This is a genomic window from Actinoplanes subtropicus (assembly GCF_000721705.1).
In the GTDB taxonomy this organism is placed as follows: Bacteria; Actinomycetota; Actinomycetes; order Mycobacteriales; family Micromonosporaceae; genus Actinoplanes; species Actinoplanes subtropicus.
In genome coordinates this window covers 1-26670 of record NZ_JOJL01000015.1, presented here as the reverse complement: position 1 = coordinate 26670, position 26670 = coordinate 1, and the positions used below count along the sequence as shown (strand labels likewise).

Below are 26670 nucleotides of genomic sequence, written 5' to 3'. Positions count from 1 at the left end.
TTGAAGTTGAAGTTGGTTTGAGGGGGAGGGTGGTCGGGCCGTGACGCTGGGGTCATAACATTCGGGGCGTAGGCGAGACGGCGAACGGGAGTGCGGAATGGAGACGTTGGAGTTTCAGGCTGAGGCGCGGCAGTTGTTGCAGTTGATGGTCCATTCGATCTACTCGAACAAGGACATCTTCCTGCGGGAGCTGATCTCGAACGCCTCCGACGCGTTGGACAAGTTGCGGCTTGCGGCGCTTCAGGACGGGCTTGAGGCGGACACCTCCGACCTGCACATCGAGATCGAGGCGGACGCCGAGGCGCGGACGCTGACGGTGCGGGACAACGGGATCGGGATGACCCGCGAGGAGGTGGTCGACCTGATCGGGACGATCGCCAAGTCGGGGACGGCCGAGTTGCTGGCCAAGCTCAAGGAGGCGAAAGAGTCGCCCGAGCTGATCGGGCAGTTCGGCGTCGGGTTCTACTCGACCTTCATGGTGGCGGACAAGGTCGAGCTGGTGACCCGCAAGGCCGGCACCGAGGGGCACGGCACGCGGTGGGAGTCGACGGGGGAGGGGACGTACACGATCGATGACGACCCCGACGCGCCGGTCGGGACCAGTGTCACCGTGCACCTGCGGCCGAAGGACGAGGAGGATCAGCTCTTCGACTACGCGGACGAGTGGAAGATCAAGGAGATCGTCAAGCGGTACTCCGACTTCATCTCCTTCCCGATCCGTAAGGGCGAGGAGACGCTCAACTCGATGAAGGCGCTCTGGGCGCGGCCGCGCTCGGAGGTGTCCGACGACGAGTACCACCAGTTCTACCGGCACATCAGCCACGACTGGAGCGACCCGCTCGAGATCATCAACATGCGGGCGGAGGGCACCTTCGAGTACGAGGCGCTGCTCTTCCTGCCCTCCCGCGCGCCGCACGACCTGTTCCAGCGGGACGCGCGCCGCGGCCTTCAGCTGTACGTCAAGCGCGTCTTCATCATGGACGACAGCAAGGAGCTGATCCCGGATTACCTGCGCTTCGTCAAGGGCGTGGTGGACGCGGCCGACCTGTCGCTGAACATCTCCCGGGAGATCCTGCAGCAGGACCGGCACATCCAGATGATCCGCCGGCGGCTGGTCAAGAAGGTCCTCTCCACGATCAAGGACCTGCTCGCCAACAACCCGGAGAAGTACGCGACGTTCTGGCGGGAGTTCGGCAAGGCCGTCAAGGAGGGCCTGCTCAACGACCCGGACAACCAGAAGGCGATCCTTGACGTGGCGACCTTCTCGTCCACGTACGGTACGGAACCCACCACGCTCGCCGCCTACGTGGAGCGGATGAAGGAGGGCCAGGAGGAGATCTACTACCTGACCGGCGAGTCCCGGTCGCAGGTCGAGAACTCGCCGCACATGGAGGCGTTCCAGGCCCAGGGGTACGAGGTGCTGATCCTCACCGACCCGGTCGACGAGATCTGGGTCGAGGCGGTGCCCGACTACGACGGCAAGAAGCTGCAGTCGGTCGCGCGCGGGTCGGTGGATCTGCCGGACGACGAGGACAAGCCGGAGCCGGAGGGCGACTTCGCGCCGCTGCTGACCTTCCTCAAGGACCGGCTGGAGGAGAACGTCAAGGAGGTGCGGCTCTCGCACCGGCTCACCACGAGCGCGGCCTGCCTGGTCAGCGACACCGACGACATCACGCCGACGCTGGAGAAGATGTACCGGGCGATGGGGCAGGAGGGGCCGCGGGTCAAGCGGATCCTCGAGCTCAACCCCAACCATCCGCTGGTGAGCGGGCTGCGCGCGGCCCACGAGCGGGACGCGGCGGACGCGGCGCTGCCGGAGACCGCGGAGCTGCTGTACGGGACGGCGCTGCTGGCCGAGGGCGGGGACCTGGAAGACCCGGCCCGGTTCGCGAAACTGCTGGCGGATCGGCTCGCCCGAACCGTCTGAGGTCAGCCAGGCAGGGCCGCGAGCCAGTCTCGCGGCCCCGCGTGGGTGACCCGCAGGCCGGCCACCCGATTCGCAAAGCCGATACAATCCGGTAAATCGGAATTGTCCGAGTCGGCGAGGGCGACCGCCAAGGCGCCGTGGAAGACGTCGCCCGCGCCGGCCGTGTCGACCGCCGTGACCGGGGGCACCGGGACCTCGCCGGACCGCCGGCCGCTGAACCAGCGCACCGGCTCCGGTCCGTGCGTCACGATCACGTGCGGCGCGCCGATAGCCGCCGCCAGCGCGGCGTCGTCGGACGATTCGGCGGCCGGATGGCGGAAGGCAGCCGACGCCGCCACCGTCTCGGCGTGCGGCAGGATCTCGGAAAACACGGGACGCCAGGTACCCGCGTCGACCAGCAGCCGGCGCGCGCCGCGGGCCGCCGCGACCGCCAGCGCCGGGTGGTGCCCGTCGACCAGGGTGAGGTCGGCATCGGGCAGATCCGGTACGCCCAGCGCCAGGTCGCCGGCGTTGCGGCTGACGATCGTCCGCTCCCCGGTCGCGTCCAGCACCGTGATCGCGGAGACCGGCGGCGGCGCCCCGGCATCCGCCGCCGCGTCGATGATCTGAACTCCGTACGAGGTGAGATCCGCCCGGATCAGCGACCCGAGCGGATGCCGGCCCACCGCCGTGACCAGAGTGACCTCCGCGCCCAGCGCGGCGGCCGTGACGGCGGCATTGGTGGCCGGCCCGCCCGCGGCCACGGCGAATCCCGTCGCCTGCGCCTTCTCGTCCACTCCGGGAATCCGGTCGACCCGATAGACCAGATCCACCGTGGCCAGTCCGGCGCAGACGATCCGGGTCATGTGGCGAGATCGTGGAAGAACGTCCCGACGCCGCGGAACGCCTGCCCGATCCCGTTCCCGATGCTGTGGGCGATGTCCGCCGCCGGCCCGGGGCTGGTGCCGATGTAGAAGATGACGAGGATGAGCAGGATCCAGCCGATTGCCTTCTTCATGCCGGCCCCCTTCCGCGACCCGGTCACGTTGCTTACATGATCGTGGCATGTCGGCGCACGCGCTCACCGCAGCTTCACCCGCGCGGCGTCATACCGAACAGGTCACGACCATTCCCCCAGCACACGGCGCGTAACCACGGCTCGCCCAGGTCCAGCCGCGCCAGCGACTCGAGCTGATGCTCGTACGCGTACGGGATGGTCGGGAAATCACTCCCCAGCAGGACCTTTCCGCCCAGCCCGAGGTCGCGCAGCCGCGCCCGCAGGTGCGGCGGGAAGGGCGCCATCTGTTCGAAGAAGTCGGTGAACGCCATCGTCGTGTCGAGCCGCACGTTCGGATGGCGTTCGGCCAGCGCGAAAAAACCCTCGTACTCGGGCGCGCCGAGGTGCGCGATGACGATCGCGAGGCGGGGGTGACGGGCGAGAACCCGGCCGATCGGGCCGGGGCCGGTGTGGCCGTTCGCGACCGGTCCCGATCCGGCATGCACGACGACCGGCGTGCCGGCGTCCTCGAGCAGCCCCCACGCCTCGTCGAGCTCGGCGGTGCCCGGGTCGAAGCCGCCGACCTGCAGGTGCAGCTTGAAGATCTGGGCGCCGGCATCGAGCGCCTCCCGGGTGTCCCTGGCGGCGCTGGGCTCGGGGAAGAACGTCGCGCTGCGCAGGCAGCCGGGCGTCGACGCGGCGAAATCCAGCGTCCATCGGTTCAGGTCGGCGGCCATGCCGGGTTTGTGGGCGTACGCGAGGGCGCTGAAGTGCCGGACGCCGAGCCCGCGCAGGATCTCGACGCGCTCGGCGGCCGATTTCCGGTACCGGATCGGCCACTCGCGGCCGATCAGCGGCCCGGCCGCGTCGAAATACGCCCAGACCCGCCGCTCCATCCGGGGCGGCAGGAAGTGCGTGTGCACGTCGAAGAGATCCTCGATCATCCGTCAACTATAGAACTTGACAGCGGCTACTAAGTGAGAGCTACTGTCAAAACATGGCTACTTTCACATCGCGCTGGTACGCGCTGGCCGCCCTGGCCCTGTCCACCCTCGCCATCGGGCTGGACACCACGATCCTCAGCGTCGCCCTGCCCACGCTGAGCCGGGACCTGCACGCCTCCACCGGCGACCTGCAGTGGTTCACGAACGCCTACCTGCTGGTCCTCGCCGCCGTCCTGCTCCCGGCCGGCATGCTCGGCGACCGCTACGGCCGCAAGAAGCTGCTGCTCGGCGCCCTGTTCGTGTTCGGCGCCGCCTCGGCCGCCTGCGCCTGGGCGGACAACACCGGCCAACTGATCGCCGCTCGCGCGGTTCTCGGCCTGGGCGCGGCGGTGATCATGCCGCTCTCCGGCGCCGTGCTCACCGTGCTCTTCGACGATCGGGACCGGTCGAAGGCGCTCTCGGTCTGGCTCACCGCGAGCGCGCTCGGCATTCCGCTCGGCCCGCTGCTGGGCGGCTGGCTGCTGGACAACTTCTGGTGGGGCTCGGTCTTCCTGATCAACGTCCCGATGATCGGCGCCGCCCTGCTCGCCGTCGCGCTCTGGGTGCCCGAGTCGCACGGCGACCGCACCCGCCGCTTCGACCCGCTCGGCGTGCTGCTCTCGGCGGCCGGCCTGGTCGCCGTCACGTACGGGATCATCGAGGCCGGCGGCCGCGGCTGGGGCGACGCCCGCTCGCTGAGCACGATGATCGGCGGCGCGGTCCTGCTGATCGCGTTCGTCGCCTGGCAGCGCCGCAACCGGACCCCGCTGGTCGACCTCGACCTGTTCCGGTCGAAGGCGTTCACCGGCGGCGCGGTGCTCGCCACCCTGGCCAGCTTCGCGATGCTCGGCCTGCTGTTCGCCCTCCCGCAGTACTACTCCGCGGTCGGCGGGCAGGACGCGTTCGGCTCCGGCCTGCGCCTGCTCCCGGTGATCGGCGGCCTGCTGGTCGGCGCCCGCACCGCCGCGCGGCTGGCCGCCCGGTTCGGCCATCGGCCGGTGGTGGCCGGCGGCCTCGCCCTGATGACCGCCGCCATGATCGTCGGTGCCTGGACCGGCGCGGACAGCGGCTACGGCTTCGTCGCCGCCTGGATCACGGCGGCCGGCATCGGGCTCGGCTTCACCATGCCGCCGTCGATGGACGTGGCGCTCGGCGCGCTCGACCCGGAGCGCAGCGGCGTCGGCAACGGCCTGCTGCAGGCGATGCGGCAGGTCGGCGGCGCGATCGGCGTCGCGGTGCTGGGCACGGTGCTCAGCGGCGCGTACCGGGACGACCTGCCCTCGGCGGCTCCGCCGGTGGCGCGGGAGAGCGCGGCGACCGGTGTCGCGGCGGCCGCGCACGACCCGGGCCTGCTGCACGCGGTGCAGGCGGCCTTCGCCCACGGCATGGACGTGTCCCTGCTGGTCGGGGCCGCGATCGCCGGGGCCGGGGCGATCCTCGCGGTGTTCCTGCTGCCGGGCCGCGCCCCGGCCGCGCCGGTGGAGGGAGAACGCCAGGTGCTGGCAGAATCGGGCCTATGACCTCGTCCCTGCCGGCCGGCCTCCGGGAGCGTAAGAAGGCGAAGACCCGGGCCGCCATCCGCGACCACGCGATGCGCCTGTTCGAGGAGCAGGGGTGGGCGGCGACCACCGTGGAGCAGATCGCGGAGGCGGCCGAGGTCTCGCCGAGCACGTTCTTCCGGTACTTCCCGACCAAGGAAGACGTGATCCTCACCGACGACTACGACCCGATGATCGTCGCGGCGATCAAGGCGCAGCCACCCGGCACGCCGCCGGTCCGCGCCCTGGCCAACGCCATGCGCGAGGTCTTCCACAACCTCACGCCCGAGGAGTGGGAGAGCGAGCGCCGGCGCCAGCGGATCTACCAGAGCGTCCCCGAGTTGCGGGCCGCGGCGATGAACCAGACGGTCAGCGCGATCGAACTGCTGGCGGCGGCGCTGGCCGAGCGCGAGGGCCGGCCGCCCGACGACCGGAAATCCCGGGTGATCGCCGGGGCACTGGTCGGCGTGGTGCTGGCCATCGTCCCGCCGGGCGGCCGCGAGTTCGACCCGGCCGACTTCTCCGAGGTCGAGGAGGCGCTGGACATGCTGGAGGACGAGTTCAAACTGCGCTGACCAGCCTGGCCCGTGCCTCGTCGAGGATCCGGTCGGAAAGCTCGGTGCCGGCCGTCGCGCGAGCCAGAATCATGGCGCCGACCAGCGTCGCGACATCCGCGAGGCTGCCCAGCTGAGAAGCATAAAGTCCAATTCCTTGCGCGTACGCGCCGAGCGCGGCACCCGCCGCATGGTCCGCGTGGGCGTCCTGCCCGTGCGCCCGGGCGCCTTGCTCGTGGGCGGGATCGCGCTGCGCGCGGGCCTGGGCGCTCTGCTCGTGGGCGGGATCGCCTTGCGCGCGGGCCTGGGCGCTCTGCTCGTGGGCGGGATCGCCCTGCGCGCGGGCCTGGGCGCTCTGCTCGTGGGCGGGATCGCCTTGCGCGCGGGCCTGGGCGCTCTGCCCGCGGGCGGGATCGCCCTGCTCGCGGGCCCGGGCGCTCTGCTCGTGGGCGAGGTCGCCGGCGAAGCCGGCCGCCGGGCAGCCGGGGCCGGGGTTGTCGCGGTGCGCCGGGGAGAGGTATCCCCGTACGAAATCGTCTCGGTCTTGATCTTGAAGCCTTTCCGAGAGCTCCGCGAAGGCCTGCCCGACCGCCTCCGCGACCAGCGCCTCCTTGCTGGCGAACTGCTTGTAGAAGCCGCCGTGGGTGAGCCCCACCTCGGCCATCACGTCGGCCACGCTGACCCCGGCCACGCCCCGCTCGCGGAACAGCCGGGCCGCCGTCTCGACGATCCGCTTGCGGTTCTGTTGCGCCTGCGCCTGCGACACCCGTCCCATGCGTACGAGTATAGATGGTGTGTGTCATCTAACCCTTGTCCGGCATTAGATGATCGACGTAATCTAAGCGACATGGACCTTATGAACTCGGTAGCCCTCGTCACCGGCGCGAACCGCGGCCTCGGCCGTGCCTTCGCCGCCAACCTGCTCGAGCGCGGCGCCAAGGTGTACGCCGGCGCCCGCAACCCGGACACGGTCGACCTGCCCGGCGCGATCCCGCTGCGGTTCGACGTCACCGACCCGGCCTCGATCGAGCGCGCCGCCAAGGACGCCCCCGACGTCACCCTGCTGATCAACAACGCCGGTGTCGCGTCGGGGCAGGCGCTGGTCGGCGGCGACCTCGACCTGATCCGGGCCGAGATGGAGACCAACTTCTACGGCACGTTGCTGCCGACCCGGGCGTTCGTCCCGGTCATCGAGGCGAACGGCGGCGGGGCGATCCTCAACGTGCTGTCCGTGCTGTCCTGGTTCCACCAGGCCGCGTTCGGGGCGTACAACGCGTCGAAGGCGGCGGGCTGGGCGCTGTCCAACGCCGTACGCGATGAGCTCTCGCCGCGCGGCATCCAGGTGTCCGCGCTGCACGTGGCCTACATGGACACCGACATGGCGGCGTCGGTGCCGGCCGATCAGAAGACCGACCCGGCGATCGTGGCGGCGCTCGCGCTGGACGGGGTCGCGGCCGGCGAGCCGGAGATTCTGGCGGACGACCTCACCCGGCAGGTGAAGGCCGCACTCGCAGGGTGACATCCGCGTCCCCCGGACGTGTATCTATCGCCTCATGCGGGTGGATGTCCCTGGTGGCGAGGCCTCGGCCGGGCTGGCGCCGGGTGCGGTGCTGAGGCGGGTCGCGCAGATGCGGGCGGACGGCGGCCGGAACGTGGCGGCGGCGCTGCTCGACGCGATCGGCGGCGGGCGGGCCGCGCCCGAGGTGGCCGGGGTGGTCGAGGCGCTGGACGCCGAGGGCGCCGCCGAGGACGTCGACCGGGTGCTGCGGGCGAACGCCCGGCGGCCCGGTCCGGCGGCGATCCCGTTGCTGGAGGCGCTGGCCGAGCGCGGCCGGATGACCCTGCTCGCCCGGGCCCGGCGCGCGCTCGCCGACGCCGGCCGGCCGCGCGACGCCGGGCGGGCGCTCGCCGCGTGGGAGCAGCTCGTCGAGCCGCGGCTGCTCGCCGGCCGGCTGATGAGCGAGCCGGCCGGGATCGTCGTCGCCGTGCTGACCCGGCTGGTCGCCACCGACGGCGCGGCCCGGCACGTGACCGCCGTCCTGGACGCGATCGCGGCCCGGCCGTCCCGGGCGGTCCGCTGGATCGGCCGGCTCTCGCACGTCGCGCCCGAGCCGGGCGGCGCCGGCGGGCGGCGGCCCGACCTGGTCGACCGGTACCTGCGCTGCTTCCTCCGGCGGCACCCGGCCGACGTGGTGGCGGGCCTGGTGCGCGAGCTCGACTACGACGGGAGCACCGCGGCCGCGCTCCGGCTGGTCCGTGAGGTGCGGCTGGACGTGCACGACCACGCCCGGCGGTTCGAGATCGCCCGGCCGCTGCACGATTCGCCGCGCGGGGTGGCGCTGTGGAACGCGTGGTCGGACGACCCGGCGGAGATGGCCCGGGCGGCGGCGGTCGACGAGCTGTACCGGCGGCTCGGCGACGGGGTGCTGCCCGGGGCGGTCGCCGGGGAGCCGAGCACCGAGTGGGCCGGGCGGCTGAGTCTCGTCGCGGGGGAGCGGCCACTGTGGCTGATGACCCTGCACGGCGGGCCGGCCGACCTGATCGTGGTCGGGTTCAGCTCGTGGGGGCTGCACGTGTCGGCGGGCGTCGAGCAGCGCGCCGCCGGGATCGAGGACTTCCGGATCGCGTACGGCAATCTGGCCGAACTCGTCTTCCGGATGGAGAGCTCGCGGATCCGGCTGATCCGGCAGCCCCCGCCGGGGGAGGCGGCGCAGTCGTTCTCCTGGCCGGTCGACGTGCCGGTGCTCGGGGCGGATCGGGTGTGGTCGCTGGTGGCGCTCCTCAACCAGGTGGCCGACGCGGTCCGGCGGGCGTATGCGGCGCCCTAGATTGAAAGACCGGCGCAGGGGGTAACGCGCACGCATGATTCCCTTTGCCGCCGAGGCCATAACGCATGCCGGGAAAAGTCAACTCGTGCTGGCCGCGGTGCTCGGCATCGCGGCCGTCGTCGTGCTCATCGCATGGGCGAAGTTCCATCCGTTCCTCGCCCTGATCATCGGCTCCGGAGTGCTCGGCCTGGTCGCCGGGGCCTCGCCGGGTGCCACGGTCACCTCGTTCACCAACGGCCTGGGGAGTACGACCGGAAGCATCGGCCTGCTGATCGCGCTCGGCTCGATGATCGGCGCGCTGCTGGCCCAGTCCGGCGGGGCCGACGGGATCGTCAACCGGATCGTCGAGCGGGTCTCCGGGTCGGCCCTTCCGTGGGCCATGGCCGGGGTGGCGGCGCTGGTCGGGCTGCCGCTGTTCTTCGAGGTCGGCGTCGTGCTGCTGGTGCCGATCGTGCTGCTGGTCGCCCGGCGTACGGACATCGGCCTGTTGCGGATCGGCATCCCGGCGCTGGCCGGCCTCTCGGTGCTGCACGGCCTGGTGCCGCCGCACCCGGGGCCGCTGGTCGCCATCTCCAGCCTGAACGCGGATCTCGGGCTGACGCTGCTGTTCGGCCTGATCTGCGCGATCCCGACGGTGATCGTGGCCGGGCCGGTCTTCGGGAACTTCATCGCGAAGCGGGTGCCGGTGGCGGTGCCGGCGTTCCTGGAGCCGGCGACCGTCTCCGGAGGTGGCGGCGCGGGCCCCGGCGCGGCCCCCGGCGCGCGCCCCGGCGCCGATGTTCCGGTTCCGGGCGACGAGGACTACGAGTCGCCGGGCCGGCGCGAGCGGGCCGAGGCGGAGGCCCATCGGGGGACTCCGGGGTTCTGGCCCGCGGTGCTCACCGTGCTGCTGCCGATCGTGCTCATGCTGGCCCGGGCCATCGGCGAGCTGACCCTGGACAAGGGCAACCACCTGCGCAACGCCCTCGACGTGCTGGGCAACCCGCCGGTGGCGCTGCTGATCGGCGTGCTGGTGGCGATGTGGACGCTCGGCAAGCGGGCCGGCATGGACCGCCGGGAGACCAACGCCGTGCTCGGCGGGTCGCTGCCGCCGATCGCCGGCATCCTGCTGATCGTGGCCGCGGGCGGCGGCTTCAAGCAGGTGCTGGTCGACGCCGGGGTGGGCAACGTGGTCGCCGAGGCGGCCAAGGACGCGCACCTCAACGCGCTGCTGCTCGGCTGGCTGGTCGCGGTCGGCATCCGGGTGGCCACCGGCTCGGCGACCGTGGCCACGATCACGGCGGCGGGGATCGTGGCGCCGCTCGCGACGACGCTCGACAAGCCGACGGTCTCGCTGCTGGCGCTGGCGATCGGCTGCGGGTCGCTCTTCTTCTCGCACGTGAACGACGCGGGGTTCTGGCTGGTCAAGGAGTACTTCGGGATGACCGTCGGTCAAACGATCAAGACCTGGTCGGTGATGGAGACGATCATCTCGGTGGTCGGCGGGATATGCGTCTTCCTGCTGAGCCTCGTGGTCTGATCACGCTCAGAACTTGGCCACGCTCAGAACTTGCAGGTGGGGTCCAGTTTCTGGCCGACCGTCTGGAAACCGCCGTTCACATACGCCTTCGGATCGGCCTGCTGCGCGCCGGTGGTCAGGTCGGTCGCCACGTCGTTGAGCGCCTCGCGCAGCGGCGCGTCGCTGGTGCCGGCCGCCTCCTTGTTGAGCTTGGTGGCCATGTCGGTGAGCGAGTCGTGCAGCCGCTGGCGCTGCCGGTCGCCGGAGGCGGTCAGCCCCTCGGCCAGCTGCACCGCGCCGTCGGTGAGGATCTTGTAGGCCGCCGTGCACACGTATTTCGGCACGCCGGCCGAGGCGGACGGGGTCGGCGCCACGCTGAACGGCACCGGAATGTTCGACCCCGGCGAGATCTCGATCGCACAGCCGGCGGCGAGCGCCGCCGTCGCCAGCAGGGCGAGGGGCAGGGCGGCGAGGCGGCTTTGCGGCACGGCGTTTCTCCCTCTGCTTCCGGCGTACGCGTCGGGCAAGCATAGTTTCCCCGCGCTCGTGATATTGAACCTCCCCGATGCAATTGCCCGAGTTAGCACGTTCGGTCGGATTTGCCACCCGTTCGGCGACACATCTTTCCCGGCTTTGCCGGCGTTGACGTGCAATGTGCTCAACATGCCAATAAGCGGTAAACTGGACAGTCGGCGAGCCGTCGTACGCCGAGGGCTGATGGTCGGCATCTCCACCGTGTTGGTCGCGGCCGGCGGCGTGGCCCTCGCCGAGGTGGTCTCGCCCCACCCGGTCACCTCGCCGTCGTTCAACGGCCCGATCTACGCGGTCGCGTACCGCGGCGGCGCCGTCTACGTCGGCGGCAACTTCACCAGCGCCAACGACGGGGGCAAGAACGTCGCGCGGTCCCGGCTGGCCGCCTTCGACGCGAAGACCGGCGCGCTGCTGCCCTGGGCCCCGAACGCCGACGCGAACGTGCGGGCGCTCGCCGTGGACGGCGGCACGGTCTACGCGGCCGGAGATTTCAAGACGATCAACGGGGACACCCGGGACGCGCTGGCCGGCATCGACGCGACCAGCGGCCAGGCCACCCCGATGCGGCACACCGTCCTCGGCCAGCCCGACGCGATCGTCACCGGCGCCGGCCGCCTCTACCTGGCCGGCCGGATCACCTCGGTCGACGGCACGCCGCGCTCGAACCTGGCGGCGTTCTCGCTGGCCACCGGCGCGCTCGATACCGCGTGGGCGCCGACCGCGGACGACACGGTCAACGCGCTGGCGTTCAGCGGCGACCGGGTGTACGTCGGCGGGCGCTTCCACAAGATCAACGGGGTGAGCTCGACGCTGCGGCTGAGCGCGGTCGACCCGGCCTCCGGCGTACCCGACAAGGGTTTTCTGCCCAAGCCGGTGTCGCAGGTGTTCGCGCTGGCCGCGGACGACTCCGGGGTTTACGCCGCCCTCGGCGGCCTCGGCGGGCGGGCCGTCGCCTACACGAAGGCCGGCGCCACCCGCTGGACCCGGGTCTTCGACGGCGACGCGCAGGCGATCGCGGAGCTGGACGGCACCACCTACGTCGGCGGGCACTTCGACAAGGCGTGCACCACGTCGAACAACGGGATCAAGGGCGTCTGCACGGACGGCTCGGTGCCGCGCGGCAAGCTCGCCGCGGTCGACAACCAGGGCAACCTGCTCGACTGGTCGCCGCAGGCCAACGGGGTGGCCGGCACCCGGGCGCTGGCGGTCAGCCCGGCCCTGGACGCGGTCAGCGCGGTCGGTGACTTCACCGTCGTCGGCGGGCTGAGCCGCAAGCGGTACGCGCAGTTCGACGGGCCCAGCACGCTGCCGGAGAAGGACACGGTGGCCGGCGACTACGTGGCGTCGTACAACTTCGACACGACGATCGCGGACGGCACCTTCGACGACGGCTCGGGGCACGGGCACCTGCTGCGCGCGGTGATGCGCAACGGCGGCAAGATCACGCTGACGCCGCACGCGACCGGGCAGGCGCTGACCTTCCCGCCCAAGTGCACCGGGGCCGGCTGCGCGCGGCTGGTGTTGCAGGCGGCGGACACCCCGGACCTCAACCCCGGAACCAAACCGTTGCGGTACGGGGCGAACGTGCTCCTCGCCGCGGCCGAGACGTCGAGCGGTGAGAACGTGCTGCAGAAGGGGTACTCGACCAAGGGCGGGCAGTACAAGTTGCAGGTGGACGGGGTGTCCGGCAAGCCCAGCTGCGGGATGAGCGGGGCGAATGAGAAGGGGCTGCACCTGGCGCGGAGCCGGCAGTCGATCGCGGACGGGTCGTGGCACTCGGTGGAGTGCCGGCGGACCGGGCCGACGCTGGCGATCCTGGTCGACGGTCAGGTGCAGGCGAATGTCGCGGTGCCGGCCGATCTGGCGGTCTCGTCGTCGCTGCCGTTCAGTGTGGGCGGTAAGGGTGTGGGCGCCGACAACGACCAGTTCCACGGGAGCGTGGACGACATCTGGATCCACATCGGCTGATTTTCCGGTCTCTATCGGCCTTTAGCCCTGGCCGCCTTGGCCGCCCTGGCTGTCGCCGTCGCCGCCACCACCGCCGCCGTTCGCCGCGGCGCTCGTGGTGGCGGTGGTCTGCTCCGGCGCGGTGGTGGCCGGGGTCGTCGGCTTGGTCTGTGCCGGGGTGGTGGTCTTCGTGGTCGGCTGGCGGCTCGGGGTGGGGGTACCGGTCGCGCCGCCGTTGTTGCCGGCCGTCGTGGCGTTCTGCTGGGTCGGCCTGGTGGTCTTCTTCTTCGTCGGCTGTACGGCGCCGGCCGGGGCGGACGGGGCAACGCTCGTGCTGGGCGCCGGCGGGGTCTTCGATCCGGGGAGGAGGCCGGGATTGGCCAGGGCGAGCACGGTGGCGACCGTGCCCAGTACGAGGAGGGCGGCGGCGGTGAGCAGGAGGGTGCGCATGCCCTTCGCCCCGCCCGATTTTTCCGGCATATCGCCTGACGGGGTAACTACCGGGAGGATGGCCGTGCCGGAGCCGCCCACGCCTGCGCCTGCCGCGCCCGCCGGGTAGGCGGGCCGGGTCGTCGCGGTGGCCGCCAGGATCGCCGTCGTGGCCGGGCCCGCCGAGGCCAGCTCCGCGGCGTCCGCCATCGCCGCCGCCGACGAGAAGCGGTGGGCCGGGTCCTTCGCCATCGCCGTCTCCACCACGGCCCGCACCGGTGCCGGCACGTCCCCCGGCAGCGGGGGCGGCTCCTCCCTCAGGTGCTGCATGGCGACCGCGATCGGGCTGTCCGCCATGAACGGGGGGTGGCCGGTCAGGCAGTGATAGGCGACGCAGCCCAGCGCGTACACATCAGCCGAAGGCCCGGTCTTGTCCTTCGAGACCTGCTCCGGTGCGATGTACAGCGCCGTGCCCACGACCTCCTTCGCCCCGGTCAGCGCGGCCGACTCGGCCGAGCGCGCCACCCCGAAGTCGACCAGCACCACGGTCCCGTCCGGCTTGATGATCAGGTTGCCCGGCTTGACGTCCCGGTGCACGATGCCGGCCTGGTGCGCGGCCTCGAGCGCCCGCCCGGCCTGCGCCACGATCGACATCGTCTCGTCCGGGGTCAGCCGGCCGCGCTCGGCGATCCGCTCGTTCAGCGGCTGGCCCTCGACGCGGGCCATCACGATGTATGCGTCCGGCCCGCTCTGCCCGTAGTCGTACACGTCGGCGACGCCCGGATGATGCAGCACCGCCATCGTGCGCGCCTCGTGCCGGAACCGGGTCTGGAAGCCCGGGTCCTCGGCCCGCCCGGCGTGCAGCGTCTTCACGGCGACGTCCCGGCCGAGCACCGTGTCGGTGGCCCGCCAGACCTCGCCCATGCCGCCGGCTGCGATCCGGTCGTCCAGCCGATATCGATCACCGAGAACCTGTCCAGGGAGGGGCATACGGTGGTCTCTACCCAATCGGTGCGGCCCTGAAATCTCCGGTCCGGCGTATCTTCTGCCAGCCCAGCCTGCGGCCGGTCAGCGCGGCGAGGGCGGAGGCGAGCAGCACGGCGTACATCACCTGGCGGTAGACGACCTGCTGCGGGGGGAGGGTCCAGAGCGGGCGCAGGCTCTCCCGGTCCAGGCGGAAGGCGAGGATCGCGGTGACCGTCTGCACGAGCAGCATCGCCAGCCAGCCGACGATCGTGATCTGCCGGTCCAGGAAGAACAGGCCGTAGACGGCATCAGGTCGATCAGCGGGGCGAGCAGCGGGAGCAGCACGCTGAAGAGGGCGATGAAGGTGATCCTGGTCCGGCCGAAGTGGCCGTGGCGGTGCTTCCACAGGGCCTGCATGGTGCCGTAGCTCCACCGGTAGCGCGACCGCGCGCCCCACGGACGCGCGTCCCCGGGGTGGCTGGGGCGCGCGGCCGGTGGGCTTCTGGTCGGGCACCTCCTCGACGCTAGGAGAAGTGGCCACCTCCCGCATCTCGGCCCGCGTATCGCGACGCCGGCGTACCGGTCAACAGATGCTGGGGAATGCGCCGCCCGCAGATCACCAGCAGCAGATCCTGGGCGCTCCCGCGCAGCGGCGCACCGTCGCCGAGGCTCCAATCCAGATCGGTCGCCTCGAGCCGTACGCCGGACAGATCCGTCCCGAAATAGCGCACGTTCTTGTCCCGCATCGACCCCAGAATCAGCCCGATCCGCTGCACCGGTGGTCGCCTTTCCAGCCCGAGCGCCACCGAGATGTCCAGCCCGTGAATGACGTCGTGGGAGAGCGCTCCGCCCGTTCCGCCGCCCGGCGGCCGCCAGGGATGCTCGACATTGTCGGCGAGACTCTTCAGCAGTTCGGTGTCGCTCAGCCGCGCGGTGTCCCGCCGGGCCATCCGATCCGCCATCCGGTCGAAATTCCCGCGCGCCTTGGCCATCTCCAGCCCGAATTGCGCGGCCGACATCCGGAACGGCATCGTCATGTGCGCCAGCACTTCCCGCACCCGCCACCCGGTGCACAACGACGGCGCGCCCCATTGCTCCGGCGTCAGCTCGGCGAGCATCGCGGCCAGTTCCCTGCGCTCCGCCACGACGGCGTCCCGCAGCGTACCCTCGTCCATCCCGATCTCCTCGTTCGCACGCCACGGTGGCGCGCTCCGGAGGGTGTACGACGCGGCCCGCCCATTCTCATCGGTCCTTTCAAAAGCTTTTGCCCGTACGAGGCGAGGGCCGTACCCAACCGCACGACCGCCCGCCCCCGCCGCGCAGCGCGAGCCGGTTGCACCGTCGCGCCCGCGGCGCGACCGCCGGGCTGAGCGGCTCTCGTCCATTAATCCGTTGCTGGCCGCCGGACCGGCCCGTATCTTGGAAATCACCACCGATTCACTGGGAGCAGGAGAGATCACGATGACCACGCTTACGGCTCTGCATCTGCTCGATCGGTGGAGCTGCTAGTCCAGAAAACTGGCAAAGCGCGCCGCCCTCCCACCCGGGACCGGCGGTTTTTCTTTACCCCTGCCCCTCTTTTCTTTACCCCTGCCATCGTATTTTCTTTACCCATGCCCTCGTAGCCCAACGGCAGAGGCACGACGTCGAGAGCGTCGCGAGTGCGCGTTCAAATCGCGCCGAGGGCACGGCGCCGGTGCAGCACGAATGGCACATGCAGCCGACTCGTAATCGGCAGGCTGCGGGTTCGAGTCCCGCCTCCGGCTTACCCTCGCCCAGGTAGCCCAACAGGAAGAGGCACGCCGCTCAGGACGGCGACAGTGCGCGTTCGAATCGCGCCCCGGGCACGCCCGCATAGCTCAGCGGAAGAGCGCGGCCCCCACATGGCGGAGGCCCAGGTTCGACCCCTGGTGCAGGCACGGTGGCGGCGGGTGGGCAGCTTGCGGACCTGCGCTGGCATCCGGCCGTCGGCATCCTCGTCACCTCGAGGGCGGCGCTTCCAGCCTCACTGCTGCGGGCGCGCGCAGTGTTCTGGCGGGTTTCTGTTTTCGTCGAAATCCACCGGAAGATTCACCCCTGTCAATCACGTGATGACCGGCGGCCACGAGTCCTCCGGCGCGGTGCCCCCGCGCCCTGCAGTTGACGCCGTCCACCAACCGCCTAGCTTCGCCCTCGCTCTCCGCATCGCGGCCGCTAGGCACCCGCGAGTTCGCGCCGGCTTGCACGCTGGCGGCTCGCGCGGACGCCGTCGCGGCGTTTCGAGATGTGGACCGGTGGTTGGCGGCGGGCGGGTCGTCGGGGCGCCGTCGATAGGGTGGGCGGGTGCAGCCAGGCAACGCCGTCATGCTTGCGGTCGGCGGGTTCGGGGCCGGGCTGACCGGTTCCATGGCCGGGCTGGCCTCGCTGGTCAGCTATCCGGCTCTGCTGGCCGTGGGCATCCCTCCGATCGCCGCGAATGTCACCAACACCGTGGCCCTCCTCTCCAGTACTGCGGGCACCGCGGCCGGCGCTCGCCAGGAACTGCGCGGCCATCGGAGCCGCCTGATCCGCCTCTCCGCGGTGGCGGCGGCCGGCGGTCTGGCGGGCGCCGTCCTGTTGCTCGCTACCCCGTCGAAGGCGTTCGAACTGATCGTCCCCGCCCTGATCGCTCTGGGCGCGGCCCTGCTTCTGCTACGTGACCCGATCCGCCGTTGGGCCGGCCACCGTTCTCCATCACCTCCCGTTCTCCATGGCACCGTCTTCCTGATCGGCATCTACGGCGGCTATTTCGGCGCCGCCGCAGGTGTCCTCATGCTGGCCGTCCTCTCGGTTGCCGCCACGGAGGCCCATGCCGTCACCAACGCGGTCAAGAGCATCGCGCTGGGCGCCGCCAACCTGACCGCCGCCGTCATCTATGCCGTCGTGGCCCCGGTCAACTGGCCCGCAGCCGCCCTCCTGGGCGCCGGCGTCCTGCTGGGCAGTTGGCTGGGGCCGGCCTTGGTTCGTCGAACCCCCGAACGCCCCCTCCGCGCGGCGATAGCCGTGGCCGCCTTGGGCCTGGCTGCCTACCTGTGGTGGCAAGCGGCCCGGTGAGCTCCGGCTCTGAACCGCTGCCGTCGAGGTTGCCAGAGGCAGGCCCCGGGCACATCGGACCACGGTCTGAACATCGGCCGCGGATTTATGGACCGTGGTGCGATGCGTGAGCCGGACCGCGCGAGAACAATCGAAGGCGCCGGGAAAGGAACCGGCCCGCCGAAGTCGTCGACGGGCCGGGAGTCGGGTCGCAGGCTGGGTGCGGGCTTGTGTCGGGTGCTGGTCGCGGGCTCGCGAGGGAAGCGGGCAGGTTACTGGCTTGCGATCGGGGCGCTGGGTCGCGTCTCGGCTGCGGGTTGGCGGGCTGGCTGCGGGCGGGCTGGCTGCGGGCTGGCTGGCGGGCTGGCTGCTGGCGGGCTGCGGGCTGGCTGCTGGTGGGCTGGGGGCTGCGGGCTGCGGGCTGGCTGCTGGTGGGCTGGCTGCTGGTGGGCTGGCTGCTGGCGGGCTGCGGGCTGGCTGCGGGCGGGCTGGCTGGGCTGGCTGCGGTTGAGAGCCGGCCGCGGGCTCGGGAGCCAAGTGCTGGGTCGGCGGTTGGAAGTTGGGTCGGCGGCCGGGTGCCCGGGCGGTGGGCCTTGACCATTTGGCGTGGTCAGCGGCTGGGGCGGGGCAGCCACAGGGCCACCACCGCGCCCGCGGCGACGATGGCGGCGCCGGCCAGTACTGCGGGGCGTAGGCCGTCTACGAAGGAGCCGTGGGTGAGGTAGCTGCCGTACGAGCTGAAGATGGAGGCCAGGGCGGCGACGCCGACGGCGACGCCCAGTTCGCGGATGGTGTTGTTGGCGCCGGAGGCCACGCCGCGCTGCTGTTCCGTCACGCTGGCCAGGGCCATGGTGCTGATCGGGGCGAAGGTCAGGCCCATGCCCACGCCGGCCATGGCGAAGGCGGCTACCAGGTGGGAGTAGCTGACCGTCGCGCTGGTGGTCAGGCCCATCCAGAGGATCGCGCCCGCCAGCAGCACCTGGCCGGCGAAGATGAGGTTGCGCTGGCCGATGCGGTCGCCGAAGATGCCGGCCAGCGGGGCGACCACCATCGGGGCCATGGTCCAGGGGAGGGTGCGCAGGCCCGAGTCGAGCGGGCTGGCGCCCTGCACCACCTGGAAAAACTGGGCCAGCAGGAAGACCGCGCCGAAGGTGCCGGCCGAGAAGGTCAGCGTGACCACGTTGACCAGGCTGAAGCCGCGGGAGCGGAACAGCGACAGGGGCAGCATCGGGTGCTTGTTGCGGGCCTGCCAGGTGATGAAGGCGGCGATCAGGGCGGCGCCGGAGATCAGCATGGTGAGCACGCGGGCCGAGGACCAGCCGTGGTCGGGTCCGTCCACGACGCCCCAGATGAGCAGCAACATTCCCGATGCGGACAGTACGAGGCCCAGAGGATCGAGCCGGCGGGCGCCGCCGCGGGACTCGTCGAGGACCGTTGCGGCCAGGATCACCGCCACGACGCCGACGGGGACGTTCAGCCAGAAGATCCAGTGCCAGTCGAGGCCGTCGACCACGGCGCCGCCGACGACCGGGCCGACCGCTACGCCGAGGCCGCTGAAGCCGCCCCAGACGCCGACCGCCAGGGTGCGCATGTTGTCGGGGACCGCCTGGGCCAGCAAGGTCAGGGCCAGCGGGGCGACCGCCGCGCCGCCCAGGCCCTGGATCGCGCGGGCCGCGGTGAGCTGCCACGACTCGGTGGCCATGCCGGCCGCGGCCGACGCCAGCGTGAAGACGACGATGCCGGCCAGGAACATCCGGCGGCGGCCGATCCGGTCGCCGAGCGCCGAGGCCGTGAGCAGGAACGCGGCGAACGGCAGCGTGTACGCGTTCACGAACCACTGCAACTGGGTCAGCGACGCGTGCAGGTCGTTGCGGATCACCGGCAGGGCCGTGCTCACCACCAGGTTGTCCAGCGTGACCATGAACGTGGGTATCCCGACCGCGGCCAGCACGGCGGCCAAGGGTCGGGAGGCGCGGCGGCGCTGAGTCTGCGGGGCCGGGCGCTCGGCGATGGTGGTCATTGCTTCCCCCAAAGGAAGTTGTTATCGACTGATAACTTCTGCGGACGACGGTAGTTATCGACTGATAATCTGTCAACCATGACCCCCGCCACTCGCACCCGCCTCACCGCCGAGGAGCGGCACGAGCAGCTCGTCACCGCTGCCGTCACCGCGTTCAGCCTGGGCGGATACGCCGGGACCACCACCGACCAGGTCGCGCGCCTGGCCGGCGTCTCCCAGCCGTACGTGATCAGGATTTTCCGGACCAAGCAGGAGCTGTTCATCGCGGCGATCAACCGGGCCGGGGACCGGATCGAGCAGCGGTTCCGGGCGGCGGCCGCCGAGGAGCCGTCGCTGGCCAGCCTCGGCGAGGCGTACAAGGACCTGTTGGTCGAGCGCGAGCTGATCACGCTGCTGCTGCACGGCTTCACGGCCAGCGCGGACCCGGCGATCGGCGCGCCGGTGCGGGACTGTTTCGGCCGGATCTACTCGGTGGTCCGCGAGCTGGCCGGGGTGAGCGCCGAGGAGGCCCGCAACTTCATCGCGATGGGCATGCTGCTCACCTGCCTGGGCGCGATGCGGGTGCTCGGGCCGGAACCGGTGCCCCGCGAGCCGTGGATGGCCGACCTGCTGAGCACCTTTGATGACATCGGATGAGTCGTACGGGCCGCAGAGGGTATCCCGCCCGTATGACCAGGGATGAGCAGACCGTCGCCGGCGGCAGCACCGATCAGCACATCAGCGGGCTCGAGGAGGAGGGCACCTTCCTCACGGACGAGCCGCCCACCTCGAAGACCCCGGCCAGCGGCAGCAGCAACCGGGGCATCAACAAACTGCACGCCAACCGCGAGGACGCGATGGAGGATCCGGCCCGCAAGACCCGCTAGATGTTGTGGCGGGTGTAGGCCGGCGCCCGCCACCCCAGGATCGCCTCCGTCATCCGGACCGCGTCGACCGTGGCCGGCACGTCGTGCACCCGGACGATCCGGGCACCGTGCAGGATGCAGAACACCACCGTCGCCAGCGTCCCGGACAACCGCGACTGCTGCGCCGCGTCCAGCGTCTCGCCGATGAAGTCCTTGTTGCTCACCGCCGCCAGCATCGGATAGCCGACCGCCGCGATCTCGTCCAACCGGCGGGTCAGCTCGAGCGAGTGCAGCGTGTTCTTGTTCAGGTCGTGCCCCGGATCGATGATGATCTGATTCGGCCGTACGCCGCGGTCGAGCGCCACCTTCACCCGTTCCCGCAGGAACCCGGCGACCTCGAGAGTCACGTCGTCGTAGTGCGGGCGAGGCCACGCCGTCCGCGGCGGCGCCAGGCTGTGGGTGAGCACCAGCTGGGCGTCGGTGCCGGCCACCGCGTCGGCCATCTCCGGGTCGCGCAGGCCCGACGTGTCGTTGATCACCCCGGCGCCCGCCTTGATCACCTCGGCGGCGACCGAGGGCCGGAACGTGTCGACCGAGACGACCGCCAGGTCGCGGGCCTTCGTCACGACCGGCAGCACCCGGTCGAGCTCCTCGGCCGCGCTCACCTCCGGCCCGGGCGCGAACGGCACCCCGCCGATGTCGATCCAGTCGGCCCCGGCCGCGGCCGCCCGCTCGACCGCCGCCACCGCCTGCTCGAGCGCGAACGTGCTGCCCTTGTCGTGGAACGAGTCGGGTGTCCGGTTGACGATCGCCATCACCGCGACCTGCCGTGCGAAGTCGAAACTCCGGTTGCCGATCTTTCGCACGCTGTGCTCCTGGTCCACGGTTCGCGAGGGTAACAGCCGGTCCTGGGCCGGTTTGGCGGGATCGGCCGGGGGAACGCGGAAGACATGGAAATCGGATACAAACTGGCCGCGGAGGCGTTCGGCCCGAAGGAACTGATCCGGCAGGCGGTCCGCGCCGAGGAGTGCGGCTTCGACTTCGTGGAGATCAGCGACCACTACCACCCGTGGCTCGACGTACAGGGGCATTCGCCTTTTGCCTGGTCGGTGCTCGGCGCGATCGCGGCCCGCACCACCCGCCTGGGTCTCGCGACCGGCGTCACCTGCCCGACCGTGCGCTACCACCCGGCGATCATCGCGCAGGCCGCGGCGACCCTGGCGATCATCTCCGATGATCGGTTCACCCTGGGCGTCGGGTCCGGCGAGCGATTGAACGAGCACGTGGTGGGTGCGGGTTTTCCGGGCGTACGGGATCGGCAGGCTCTTCTGGCCGAGGCGCTGGAGATCATCGCGCTGCTCTGGCGCGGGGGTTACCAGTCCTACCAGGGGACCTATCTGACGCTGGAGGACGCCCGGGTGTTCGACCTGCCGGACAAGCTACCGGCGATCGCGGTGGCGGCCGGCGGGAAGAACGCTGCCGAGCTGGCCGCGACGCACGGCAGCGGCCTGTTCGCCACCGAGCCGCGCCCGGACTTGGTCGAGACGTTCACCGAGGCCGGCGGCAAGGGCCCGAAGTACGCCGAACTCGCCGTCGCTTGGGCGCCGGACGAGGCGGACGCGGTCCGCGCGGCGCACGAGACGAGCCGCTGGTCGGTGCTGGGCTGGAAGGTGATGTCCGAGCTGCCCAACCCGGCCAACTTCGAGGCCGCGTCGGCGACGGTCCGTCCCGACGACGTACGGGATCAGCTGGTCACCGGCCCGGACCCGCAGCGCTACCGGGACGCGATCGGGAAGTACGAGAAGGCCGGGTTCGACCACATCGCCCTGATGAACGCCGGCCCCGACCCGGACGGCTTCCTGACCTTCTGCGAGCGGGAGCTAATCGGTCAGCTTCACGGTTGAGTCGTGGCCGGCGGCGGCGGTGCGGCGCAGGAACTCCTCGATGATCTCGAGCTGCTCGACCGTGTAGTCGGCGCAGATGTCGTCCATCGAGCCGTTCATCCCCGCGTACAGCTCGAAGATCTCCCGCCCCCGCTCGGGCGCCGCCCGCACCACCACCGCGCGCCGGTCCTCCCGGTCACGGTCGCGGGTGGCCCACCCGGCCTTCTCCAGCCGGTCGAGCACCCCGGTCATCGTCGCCGGGTGCAGGCCGGCCAGCTTGGCCAGCGCTCCCGGCCCGAGCGGCCCGTGCTGGTTGAGCAGATTCAGGCAGTCGAAGTCGACGTCGCGCAGCTTGAGCCGCGCGCCGACCTGGTGGTTGAGCAGCGCGAGCTGCAGCGAGACGTCGCGCAGCGCGTCCTTGACCCGGTTGGCGAGCCGCCGCTGCACCGTTGATTTGAAACTCATATGGTACGAACCTCAAAAGGAGATGATATGGTTTCCATATTAACTGACCGACGGACCCTGGGGAGGACGTCATGCGGCTCATCATCGTCGCGGCCACCGGCGGCATCGGGCGCCACCTGCTGCGACAGGCCCTCGACGCGGGACACGACGTGACCGCGATCGCCCGCAGCCCCGAGAAGATCACCGAACCGGTCCGCACCGCCCACGCGGACCTCGCCCACCCCGACGTGCCGGCCCTGACCGAGGCGATCGGGGACGCCGACGCGATCCTGTCGGCGCTCGGCGCGCGCACGAAGGCCGAGTCCGGCGTCGCCTGGCGCGGCACGGAAGCCCTGGTCCAGGCGGCCTGGGAGACGAAGACCCGCCGCCTGATCGTGGTCAGCGCGGCCCCGATGGGCACCTTCCCGTCGCCCGAGCGCCCGCGGCCGCCCAAGCACGACCCGGGCGACGGCTTCTTCATGCGGCATCTCGGCGCGCCGTTCGCCAAGACCATGTTCCACGCCCACTACGAGGACCTGGCCCGGATGGAGGACGTGGTCCGCGGCAGCGGCCTGGAGTGGACGATCAGCCGCCCGCCCAAGCTCACCGACGGGCCGCTGACCAGGCATTACCGTACGGCGATCGACCGCAACGTCCGCGGCGGCTTCGCGGTCTCCCGCGCCGACGTCGCCGACCAGATGCTGGCCTGCCTGAGCCGGCCGGAGACGATCGGCCACACGGTCGGGCTCGCCAGATAAGCGACCGCGCAATAGAGGTCCGCTCGACAGAGGTTCGCTCAATAGAGATCCGCGAGGACCGTCGGCGTCTGCCCCTCCCAGGCCCCGATCAGCGCCAACGGCCCCTCGGCCGGCACCGGATTGAGCACCCGCCGCACGTCCAGCCGGGCCGCCTCGGCCACCACCACGGCCGGGTCACCGTCCTCGACCCGCACCAGCCGCCCGGCCGGTTCCGACGAGTCGGCGGTGCCGGTCCCTCGTACGGTCAGCGACGGCTCCCGCCGCTGCGGCCCGTCGGCGGTCTCCAGGAACTCGTCGGCCTGGTGCCCGCCGGTGCGGATGACCGCGGTCAGCGCCTCGACGAAGACCGGGTCGCCGACCGCGTCGTAGACCCAGCGGCGGCCCAGCACCGAGTGCTCCATCGTGCCGATCAGGAAGAAGTCGGCCTCCTCCAGGGGCGCGCCGCGGTAGGTCATCGGCACGTGCACCACGGGCCCGTCCTCCCCGGCGCGCACCACCAGCAGCTCCACGCCCACCTCGCCCTCCGGGTCGTCGAAGCGGCAGCCGGCCACCCGTTCGAGGCCGGCGACCGCCTCCTCCGGGTACCAGTGGCGGCCCGGGAGCCAGGCCGTGAGCAACTCGAGCTTCGTGGGAGTGAGCGTCGCCTGGTGGAGTGTGGCCATGACCGGACTCTAGGTGATCGGATCGGATCTCCCGGGGGCGGGCCCCGGTCGAGTCGGGGCGTACATGGCCTGGTCGTCGCCCGAGGGCCGGCCGTCCGCAATGGACCGGTCCAGGGTGTACGGGCCTCGGCCGGGTCGCAGGTTCGTGAATTCTTCCTGTGCTCGTCGAGATCATCCAGGTACCTGACGTACTCTTGCGCACCAACTGGCCTGTGCTGAATCTTGGGCCGCGCCGGACGGGGGAGGGTGGTGCCCGCGCAATGCAGCACGCGCCTGTGCTCGGCGACCTCGCCACCCCGGTGACCGTGATCGATGCGGATCTCGGCGTCGGCGAGATCGAGGCGTTGATCCGCGCCGACCCCGAGGCGCTGGGACTGGTCGCGGTCGACGACGGCACCCCGTACGTGCTGGACCGGCCGTACCTGGACAATGTCCTCGCCGGACGGCTCGGCTACGGCCGCGCGCTGATGTTCCGCCGCCCGGCCCGCTCCATCCTGCGCGGCCCGGCGCTGGTCCTGCCCGCCGCCACGGCCTGGGACGACGCGGCCCGCGCGGTGCTCAACCGCCCGTCCGGCAGCAAGTCGCTGCCGGTCGTGGTCAGCTTCGACGACGGCCGGCTCGGCATCGCCTCGGTCGGCCCGCTGGTCGAGCACCTGAGCCGTCGCTACGAAAGCCTCGCCCAGGACGACGTGCTCACCGGCCTGGGCAACCGCCTCCGGCTCGCCGAGGTGGCCGGCGACCTGCTCGCCCGCGACGACCGTCCGATCGCGCTGGCGCTGGTCGACCTCGACCGGTTCAAGGAGATCAACGACGAGCTCGGCCACTCCCGCGGCGACGAGCTGCTGCGCCAGGTCGCCACGGTGCTGGCCGAGGCGTTCCCGGCCGCGGTGTACCGGCTGGGCGGCGACGAGTTCGTGGTGCTGCTCGCCGAGCCCGGCGAGGACCTGGAGGCGCTCGGCCGCGGCCTGCTCCGCGACATCCGGGGGCCGTTCACCGTGGCCGGCGTGCCGATCACGGTGGAAGCCTCGGTCGGCATCGCCTGCACCCGGCCCGACCGCCGCGACCTGGGCGACCTGCTGGCCGGCGCGGACACGGCGATGTACGCGGCCAAACGGCACCGCACGGCCGTCGAGCTGTGGCGCCCCGAGCTGGCCGCGGAGAGCGCGACCGACCTGCGCCTGCTGGCCGAACTGCGCACCGCGATCGAGAAGGGCGAGCTGGTGCTCTACTACCAGCCGCTGGTCGACGCCCGTACCGGCCAGGTCGCCTCGCTCGAGGCCCTGGTCCGCTGGGACCATCCGCGGCACGGGATGCTCACGCCGGCCGCGTTCCTGGCCGAGGCCGAGCGCTCCGAGGTGATCACGGCGATGACCGACCGGATCCTGGCCGACGCCGTCCGGCAGACCGCCCGCTGGCACCGCGACGGCTGGCGGGTGCCGGTGGCGGTGAACCTGCCGGCGCCGGTGCTCGCCCAGGACCGGATCGTCGAGGTGATCGCCGGCCTGCTCGCCGAGTACGACCTGCCCGCCGGCTCGCTCAAGGTGGAGATCACCGAGAGTGCGGTGATGACCCGCCCCGAGCGCAGCGCCGACCGCTTGCGGGCGATCCGCGAGCTGGGCGTCCGCATCGCGATGGACGACTTCGGCACCGGCTACACGTCGCTGGCGCTGCTCACCCAGCTGCCGCTGGACGAGCTCAAGCTGGACCGTTCGTTCGTGCACCGCATCCACGACCCACGCGAGCGGGCGATCGTCGAGGCGGTCGCGGCGATGGCCCGCGGCCTGCGGCTGACCCTGGTGGCCGAGGGCGTGGAGGACCAGCAGACGGCGGACATCCTGCGCGACGCGGGGTTCGACGTGCTGCAGGGTTACCACTTCGGCCGCCCGGCGCCGCCGATCGAGGCCGCCACGCTCACCTGGCGAGCGGCCTGATGCGCATCCTGGTCACCCCCTCTTGTCGAGGCGCATAATGCGCATTCTGGTCACCAACGACGACGGCATCGAGTCGCCGGGCCTCGCCGCCCTGGCTTCGGCGGCGCGCGAGGCCGGGCACGAGGTGGTGGTGGCGGCGCCCGCGACCGAGTACAGCGGCATGAGCGCCGCCCTCGCCGCGGTCACCACCCAGGGCCGCGTCTTGATAAAGCAAACCGGTTTCGGGTACGCCGTGCCCGCGGCCCCGGCGTACATCGTGATCCTGGCGACCCTGGGCGCCTTCGGCCCGGCGCCCGACCTGGTGCTCTCGGGCATCAACCCGGGGGCCAACGCGGGCCGGGCCGTCCTGCACTCGGGAACGGTGGGCGCGGCCCTGACCGCCGTGGCACGCGGCCTGCACGGGATGGCGGTGTCCCTGGACTACCTGGCGGAGCACGGCGCGACCCGGCACTGGCAGACGGCCGCCGCCACCGCCCGATCGCTGCTGGACCGAGCCGCGGCCGCCCCGCCCGGCGTCGCCCTCAACCTCAACGTGCCCAACCGCCCGTCGGTCACCTCGGTGCGGCCCGCCACCCTGGCCGCCTTCGGCCGCGTACAGATCCAGATCCTCGAATCGGGCGACGGGTACGTCCACACCGACTTCCTGCAGACCGCCCAGCAGCCGGCCGCCGGCACGGACCTGGCGCTGCTGGCCGAGGGACACGCGACCCTGACCCTGGTCCGCCCGCCGACCGAGCTGACCGAGCCGGCCATCCCACACCAGCGCGACCCCGGCTCCGCCCCGGACCGCTCACCGCTCGACTAGTACGGCAGCCGCCGTTCGTGATCATGGCTGAGGCCGGCGGGAACAGGGCGGCCACCGCGTGATCTTGAGTCTGTTGTGGACAAACATCGAAATC

The 26670-nt window shown here is 71.6% G+C and carries 26 protein-coding genes and 4 tRNA genes; 18 read left to right on the top strand and 12 right to left on the bottom strand.

Annotation, left to right across the window (positions count from 1 at the left end; translation table 11 throughout):
* The first annotated feature begins 97 nt into the window (after nucleotides 1–97).
* Nucleotides 98–1927 (top strand): molecular chaperone HtpG, encoded by a 1830-nt coding sequence (gene htpG / locus IH26_RS0121200; RefSeq protein WP_030437966.1) that lies wholly within the window; start codon nucleotides 98–100, stop codon nucleotides 1925–1927.
* 2 nt (nucleotides 1928–1929) lie between these two features.
* On the opposite strand, the gene IH26_RS0121195 is transcribed toward htpG, so the two are convergent.
* The 3 genes from IH26_RS0121195 to IH26_RS0121185 form a co-directional block, all read right to left on the bottom strand.
* Nucleotides 1930–2772 carry a PfkB family carbohydrate kinase gene (locus IH26_RS0121195; protein ID WP_030437965.1) on the bottom strand — a complete coding sequence of 281 codons (843 nt, stop codon included), beginning with the start codon at nucleotides 2770–2772 and terminating at the stop codon, nucleotides 1930–1932.
* Nucleotides 2769–2924, bottom strand: coding sequence for a hypothetical protein (locus IH26_RS61345; protein WP_169789788.1), 156 nt, complete (start codon nucleotides 2922–2924; stop codon nucleotides 2769–2771). Before IH26_RS61345 ends, IH26_RS0121195 begins: the two co-directional genes overlap by 4 nt.
* Nucleotides 2925–2998: 74 nt before the next feature.
* The gene (locus IH26_RS0121185; protein WP_051808360.1) at nucleotides 2999–3847 is read right to left on the bottom strand and encodes an amidohydrolase family protein; all 849 of its coding nucleotides are present in this window, start codon (nucleotides 3845–3847) and stop codon (nucleotides 2999–3001) included.
* Between the two features lie 53 nt (nucleotides 3848–3900).
* Between IH26_RS0121185 and IH26_RS0121180 the strand changes: the two genes are divergently transcribed.
* The gene (locus IH26_RS0121180; protein ID WP_030437963.1) at nucleotides 3901–5406 is read left to right on the top strand and encodes a DHA2 family efflux MFS transporter permease subunit; all 1506 of its coding nucleotides are present in this window, start codon (nucleotides 3901–3903) and stop codon (nucleotides 5404–5406) included.
* On the top strand, nucleotides 5403–5999 hold the full coding sequence (locus IH26_RS0121175; RefSeq protein WP_030437962.1) for an acyl-CoA-like ligand-binding transcription factor: 597 nt from the start codon (nucleotides 5403–5405) through the stop codon (nucleotides 5997–5999). Before IH26_RS0121180 ends, IH26_RS0121175 begins: the two co-directional genes overlap by 4 nt.
* Here the strand turns inward: IH26_RS0121175 and IH26_RS62980 are convergent.
* On the bottom strand, nucleotides 5986–6753 hold the full coding sequence (locus tag IH26_RS62980; RefSeq protein ID WP_245665347.1) for a TetR/AcrR family transcriptional regulator: 768 nt from the start codon (nucleotides 6751–6753) through the stop codon (nucleotides 5986–5988). The genes IH26_RS0121175 and IH26_RS62980 overlap by 14 nt on opposite strands.
* Nucleotides 6754–6825: 72 nt before the next feature.
* On the opposite strand from IH26_RS62980, the gene IH26_RS0121165 reads away from it, so the two are divergent.
* From IH26_RS0121165 to IH26_RS0121155, 3 genes are read left to right on the top strand one after another with little or no spacing between them, the layout of a single operon-like run.
* Nucleotides 6826–7497 carry an SDR family oxidoreductase gene (locus IH26_RS0121165; RefSeq protein ID WP_030437960.1) on the top strand — a complete coding sequence of 224 codons (672 nt, stop codon included), beginning with the start codon at nucleotides 6826–6828 and terminating at the stop codon, nucleotides 7495–7497.
* Nucleotides 7498–7531: 34 nt separating this feature from the next.
* Nucleotides 7532–8806: a hypothetical protein gene (locus IH26_RS0121160; RefSeq protein ID WP_030437959.1), complete on the top strand. Its 1275-nt coding sequence runs from the start codon at nucleotides 7532–7534 to the stop codon at nucleotides 8804–8806.
* Between the two features lie 34 nt (nucleotides 8807–8840).
* Nucleotides 8841–10325: a GntP family permease gene (locus IH26_RS0121155; RefSeq protein WP_030437958.1), complete on the top strand. Its 1485-nt coding sequence runs from the start codon at nucleotides 8841–8843 to the stop codon at nucleotides 10323–10325.
* Nucleotides 10326–10348: 23 nt separating this feature from the next.
* Here IH26_RS0121155 and IH26_RS0121150 read toward each other — a convergent pair whose 3' ends face one another.
* A complete protein-coding gene (locus IH26_RS0121150; RefSeq protein WP_034215795.1) occupies nucleotides 10349–10792 on the bottom strand; it encodes a hypothetical protein in 444 nt (147 codons plus the stop codon).
* Between the two features lie 175 nt (nucleotides 10793–10967).
* Between IH26_RS0121150 and IH26_RS0121145 the strand changes: the two genes are divergently transcribed.
* Nucleotides 10968–12803, top strand: coding sequence for a LamG-like jellyroll fold domain-containing protein (locus tag IH26_RS0121145; RefSeq protein WP_030437956.1), 1836 nt, complete (start codon nucleotides 10968–10970; stop codon nucleotides 12801–12803).
* A gap of 21 nt (nucleotides 12804–12824) precedes the next feature.
* Here IH26_RS0121145 and IH26_RS0121140 read toward each other — a convergent pair whose 3' ends face one another.
* The 3 genes from IH26_RS0121140 to IH26_RS0121130 form a co-directional block, all read right to left on the bottom strand.
* Complete coding sequence (locus IH26_RS0121140; RefSeq protein WP_030437955.1) at nucleotides 12825–14201, bottom strand: serine/threonine-protein kinase; 1377 nt, start codon at nucleotides 14199–14201, stop codon at nucleotides 12825–12827.
* A 10-nt stretch (nucleotides 14202–14211) separates the two neighbouring features.
* Nucleotides 14212–14427 carry a hypothetical protein gene (locus IH26_RS62165; RefSeq protein ID WP_030437954.1) on the bottom strand — a complete coding sequence of 72 codons (216 nt, stop codon included), beginning with the start codon at nucleotides 14425–14427 and terminating at the stop codon, nucleotides 14212–14214.
* A gap of 274 nt (nucleotides 14428–14701) precedes the next feature.
* Nucleotides 14702–15352, bottom strand: a complete 651-nt coding sequence (locus IH26_RS0121130) for a maleylpyruvate isomerase family mycothiol-dependent enzyme (RefSeq protein ID WP_034215794.1) — start codon at nucleotides 15350–15352, stop codon at nucleotides 14702–14704.
* 440 nt (nucleotides 15353–15792) lie between these two features.
* On the opposite strand from IH26_RS0121130, the gene IH26_RS59895 reads away from it, so the two are divergent.
* The 5 genes from IH26_RS59895 (at nucleotide 15793) to IH26_RS0121110 (ending at nucleotide 17249) form a co-directional block, all read left to right on the top strand.
* Nucleotides 15793–15865 (top strand) — tRNA-Leu (locus tag IH26_RS59895).
* Between the two features lie 4 nt (nucleotides 15866–15869).
* Nucleotides 15870–15943 (top strand) — tRNA-Thr (locus tag IH26_RS0121125).
* Nucleotides 15944–15950: 7 nt separating this feature from the next.
* Nucleotides 15951–16024 (top strand) — tRNA-Leu (locus tag IH26_RS0121120).
* Between the two features lies 1 nt (nucleotide 16025).
* Nucleotides 16026–16096: transfer RNA gene (locus IH26_RS0121115), tRNA-Val, on the top strand.
* A 403-nt stretch (nucleotides 16097–16499) separates the two neighbouring features.
* Entirely contained in the window at nucleotides 16500–17249 is a 750-nt protein-coding gene (locus tag IH26_RS0121110) for a sulfite exporter TauE/SafE family protein (RefSeq protein ID WP_211268720.1), read from the top strand.
* A gap of 589 nt (nucleotides 17250–17838) precedes the next feature.
* Here the strand turns inward: IH26_RS0121110 and IH26_RS0121105 are convergent.
* Nucleotides 17839–19248: a DHA2 family efflux MFS transporter permease subunit gene (locus IH26_RS0121105; protein ID WP_030437951.1), complete on the bottom strand. Its 1410-nt coding sequence runs from the start codon at nucleotides 19246–19248 to the stop codon at nucleotides 17839–17841.
* A gap of 78 nt (nucleotides 19249–19326) precedes the next feature.
* Here IH26_RS0121105 and IH26_RS0121100 point away from each other — a divergent pair, with 78 nt between their 5' ends.
* Together IH26_RS0121100 and IH26_RS0121095 are read left to right on the top strand one after the other, a co-directional pair.
* Complete coding sequence (locus IH26_RS0121100) at nucleotides 19327–19884, top strand: TetR/AcrR family transcriptional regulator (RefSeq protein ID WP_030437950.1); 558 nt, start codon at nucleotides 19327–19329, stop codon at nucleotides 19882–19884.
* A gap of 32 nt (nucleotides 19885–19916) precedes the next feature.
* Nucleotides 19917–20114: a hypothetical protein gene (locus tag IH26_RS0121095; protein ID WP_030437949.1), complete on the top strand. Its 198-nt coding sequence runs from the start codon at nucleotides 19917–19919 to the stop codon at nucleotides 20112–20114.
* Here IH26_RS0121095 and folP read toward each other — a convergent pair.
* A complete protein-coding gene (gene folP, locus IH26_RS0121090; protein WP_030437948.1) occupies nucleotides 20111–20977 on the bottom strand; it encodes a dihydropteroate synthase in 867 nt (288 codons plus the stop codon). The two genes, IH26_RS0121095 and folP, sit on opposite strands and share 4 nt — an antisense overlap.
* A gap of 66 nt (nucleotides 20978–21043) precedes the next feature.
* On the opposite strand from folP, the gene IH26_RS0121085 reads away from it, so the two are divergent.
* Nucleotides 21044–21997 (top strand): TIGR03557 family F420-dependent LLM class oxidoreductase, encoded by a 954-nt coding sequence (locus IH26_RS0121085; RefSeq protein WP_030437947.1) that lies wholly within the window; start codon nucleotides 21044–21046, stop codon nucleotides 21995–21997.
* Here IH26_RS0121085 and IH26_RS0121080 read toward each other — a convergent pair.
* Nucleotides 21974–22441 (bottom strand): MarR family transcriptional regulator, encoded by a 468-nt coding sequence (locus tag IH26_RS0121080; RefSeq protein ID WP_030437946.1) that lies wholly within the window; start codon nucleotides 22439–22441, stop codon nucleotides 21974–21976. The genes IH26_RS0121085 and IH26_RS0121080 overlap by 24 nt on opposite strands.
* A gap of 71 nt (nucleotides 22442–22512) precedes the next feature.
* Here IH26_RS0121080 and IH26_RS0121075 point away from each other — a divergent pair, with 71 nt between their 5' ends.
* The gene (locus IH26_RS0121075) at nucleotides 22513–23178 is read left to right on the top strand and encodes an NAD(P)-dependent oxidoreductase (protein WP_030437945.1); all 666 of its coding nucleotides are present in this window, start codon (nucleotides 22513–22515) and stop codon (nucleotides 23176–23178) included.
* A gap of 38 nt (nucleotides 23179–23216) precedes the next feature.
* Here the strand turns inward: IH26_RS0121075 and IH26_RS0121070 are convergent, their stop codons facing one another.
* Entirely contained in the window at nucleotides 23217–23840 is a 624-nt protein-coding gene (locus IH26_RS0121070) for a CG0192-related protein (protein ID WP_030437944.1), read from the bottom strand.
* A 260-nt stretch (nucleotides 23841–24100) separates the two neighbouring features.
* On the opposite strand from IH26_RS0121070, the gene IH26_RS53755 reads away from it, so the two are divergent.
* A complete protein-coding gene (locus tag IH26_RS53755) occupies nucleotides 24101–25771 on the top strand; it encodes a putative bifunctional diguanylate cyclase/phosphodiesterase (protein ID WP_034215793.1) in 1671 nt (556 codons plus the stop codon).
* A gap of 37 nt (nucleotides 25772–25808) precedes the next feature.
* A complete protein-coding gene (gene surE / locus IH26_RS0121060; RefSeq protein WP_063763721.1) occupies nucleotides 25809–26576 on the top strand; it encodes a 5'/3'-nucleotidase SurE in 768 nt (255 codons plus the stop codon).
* Nucleotides 26577–26670: the final 94 nt, after the last annotated feature.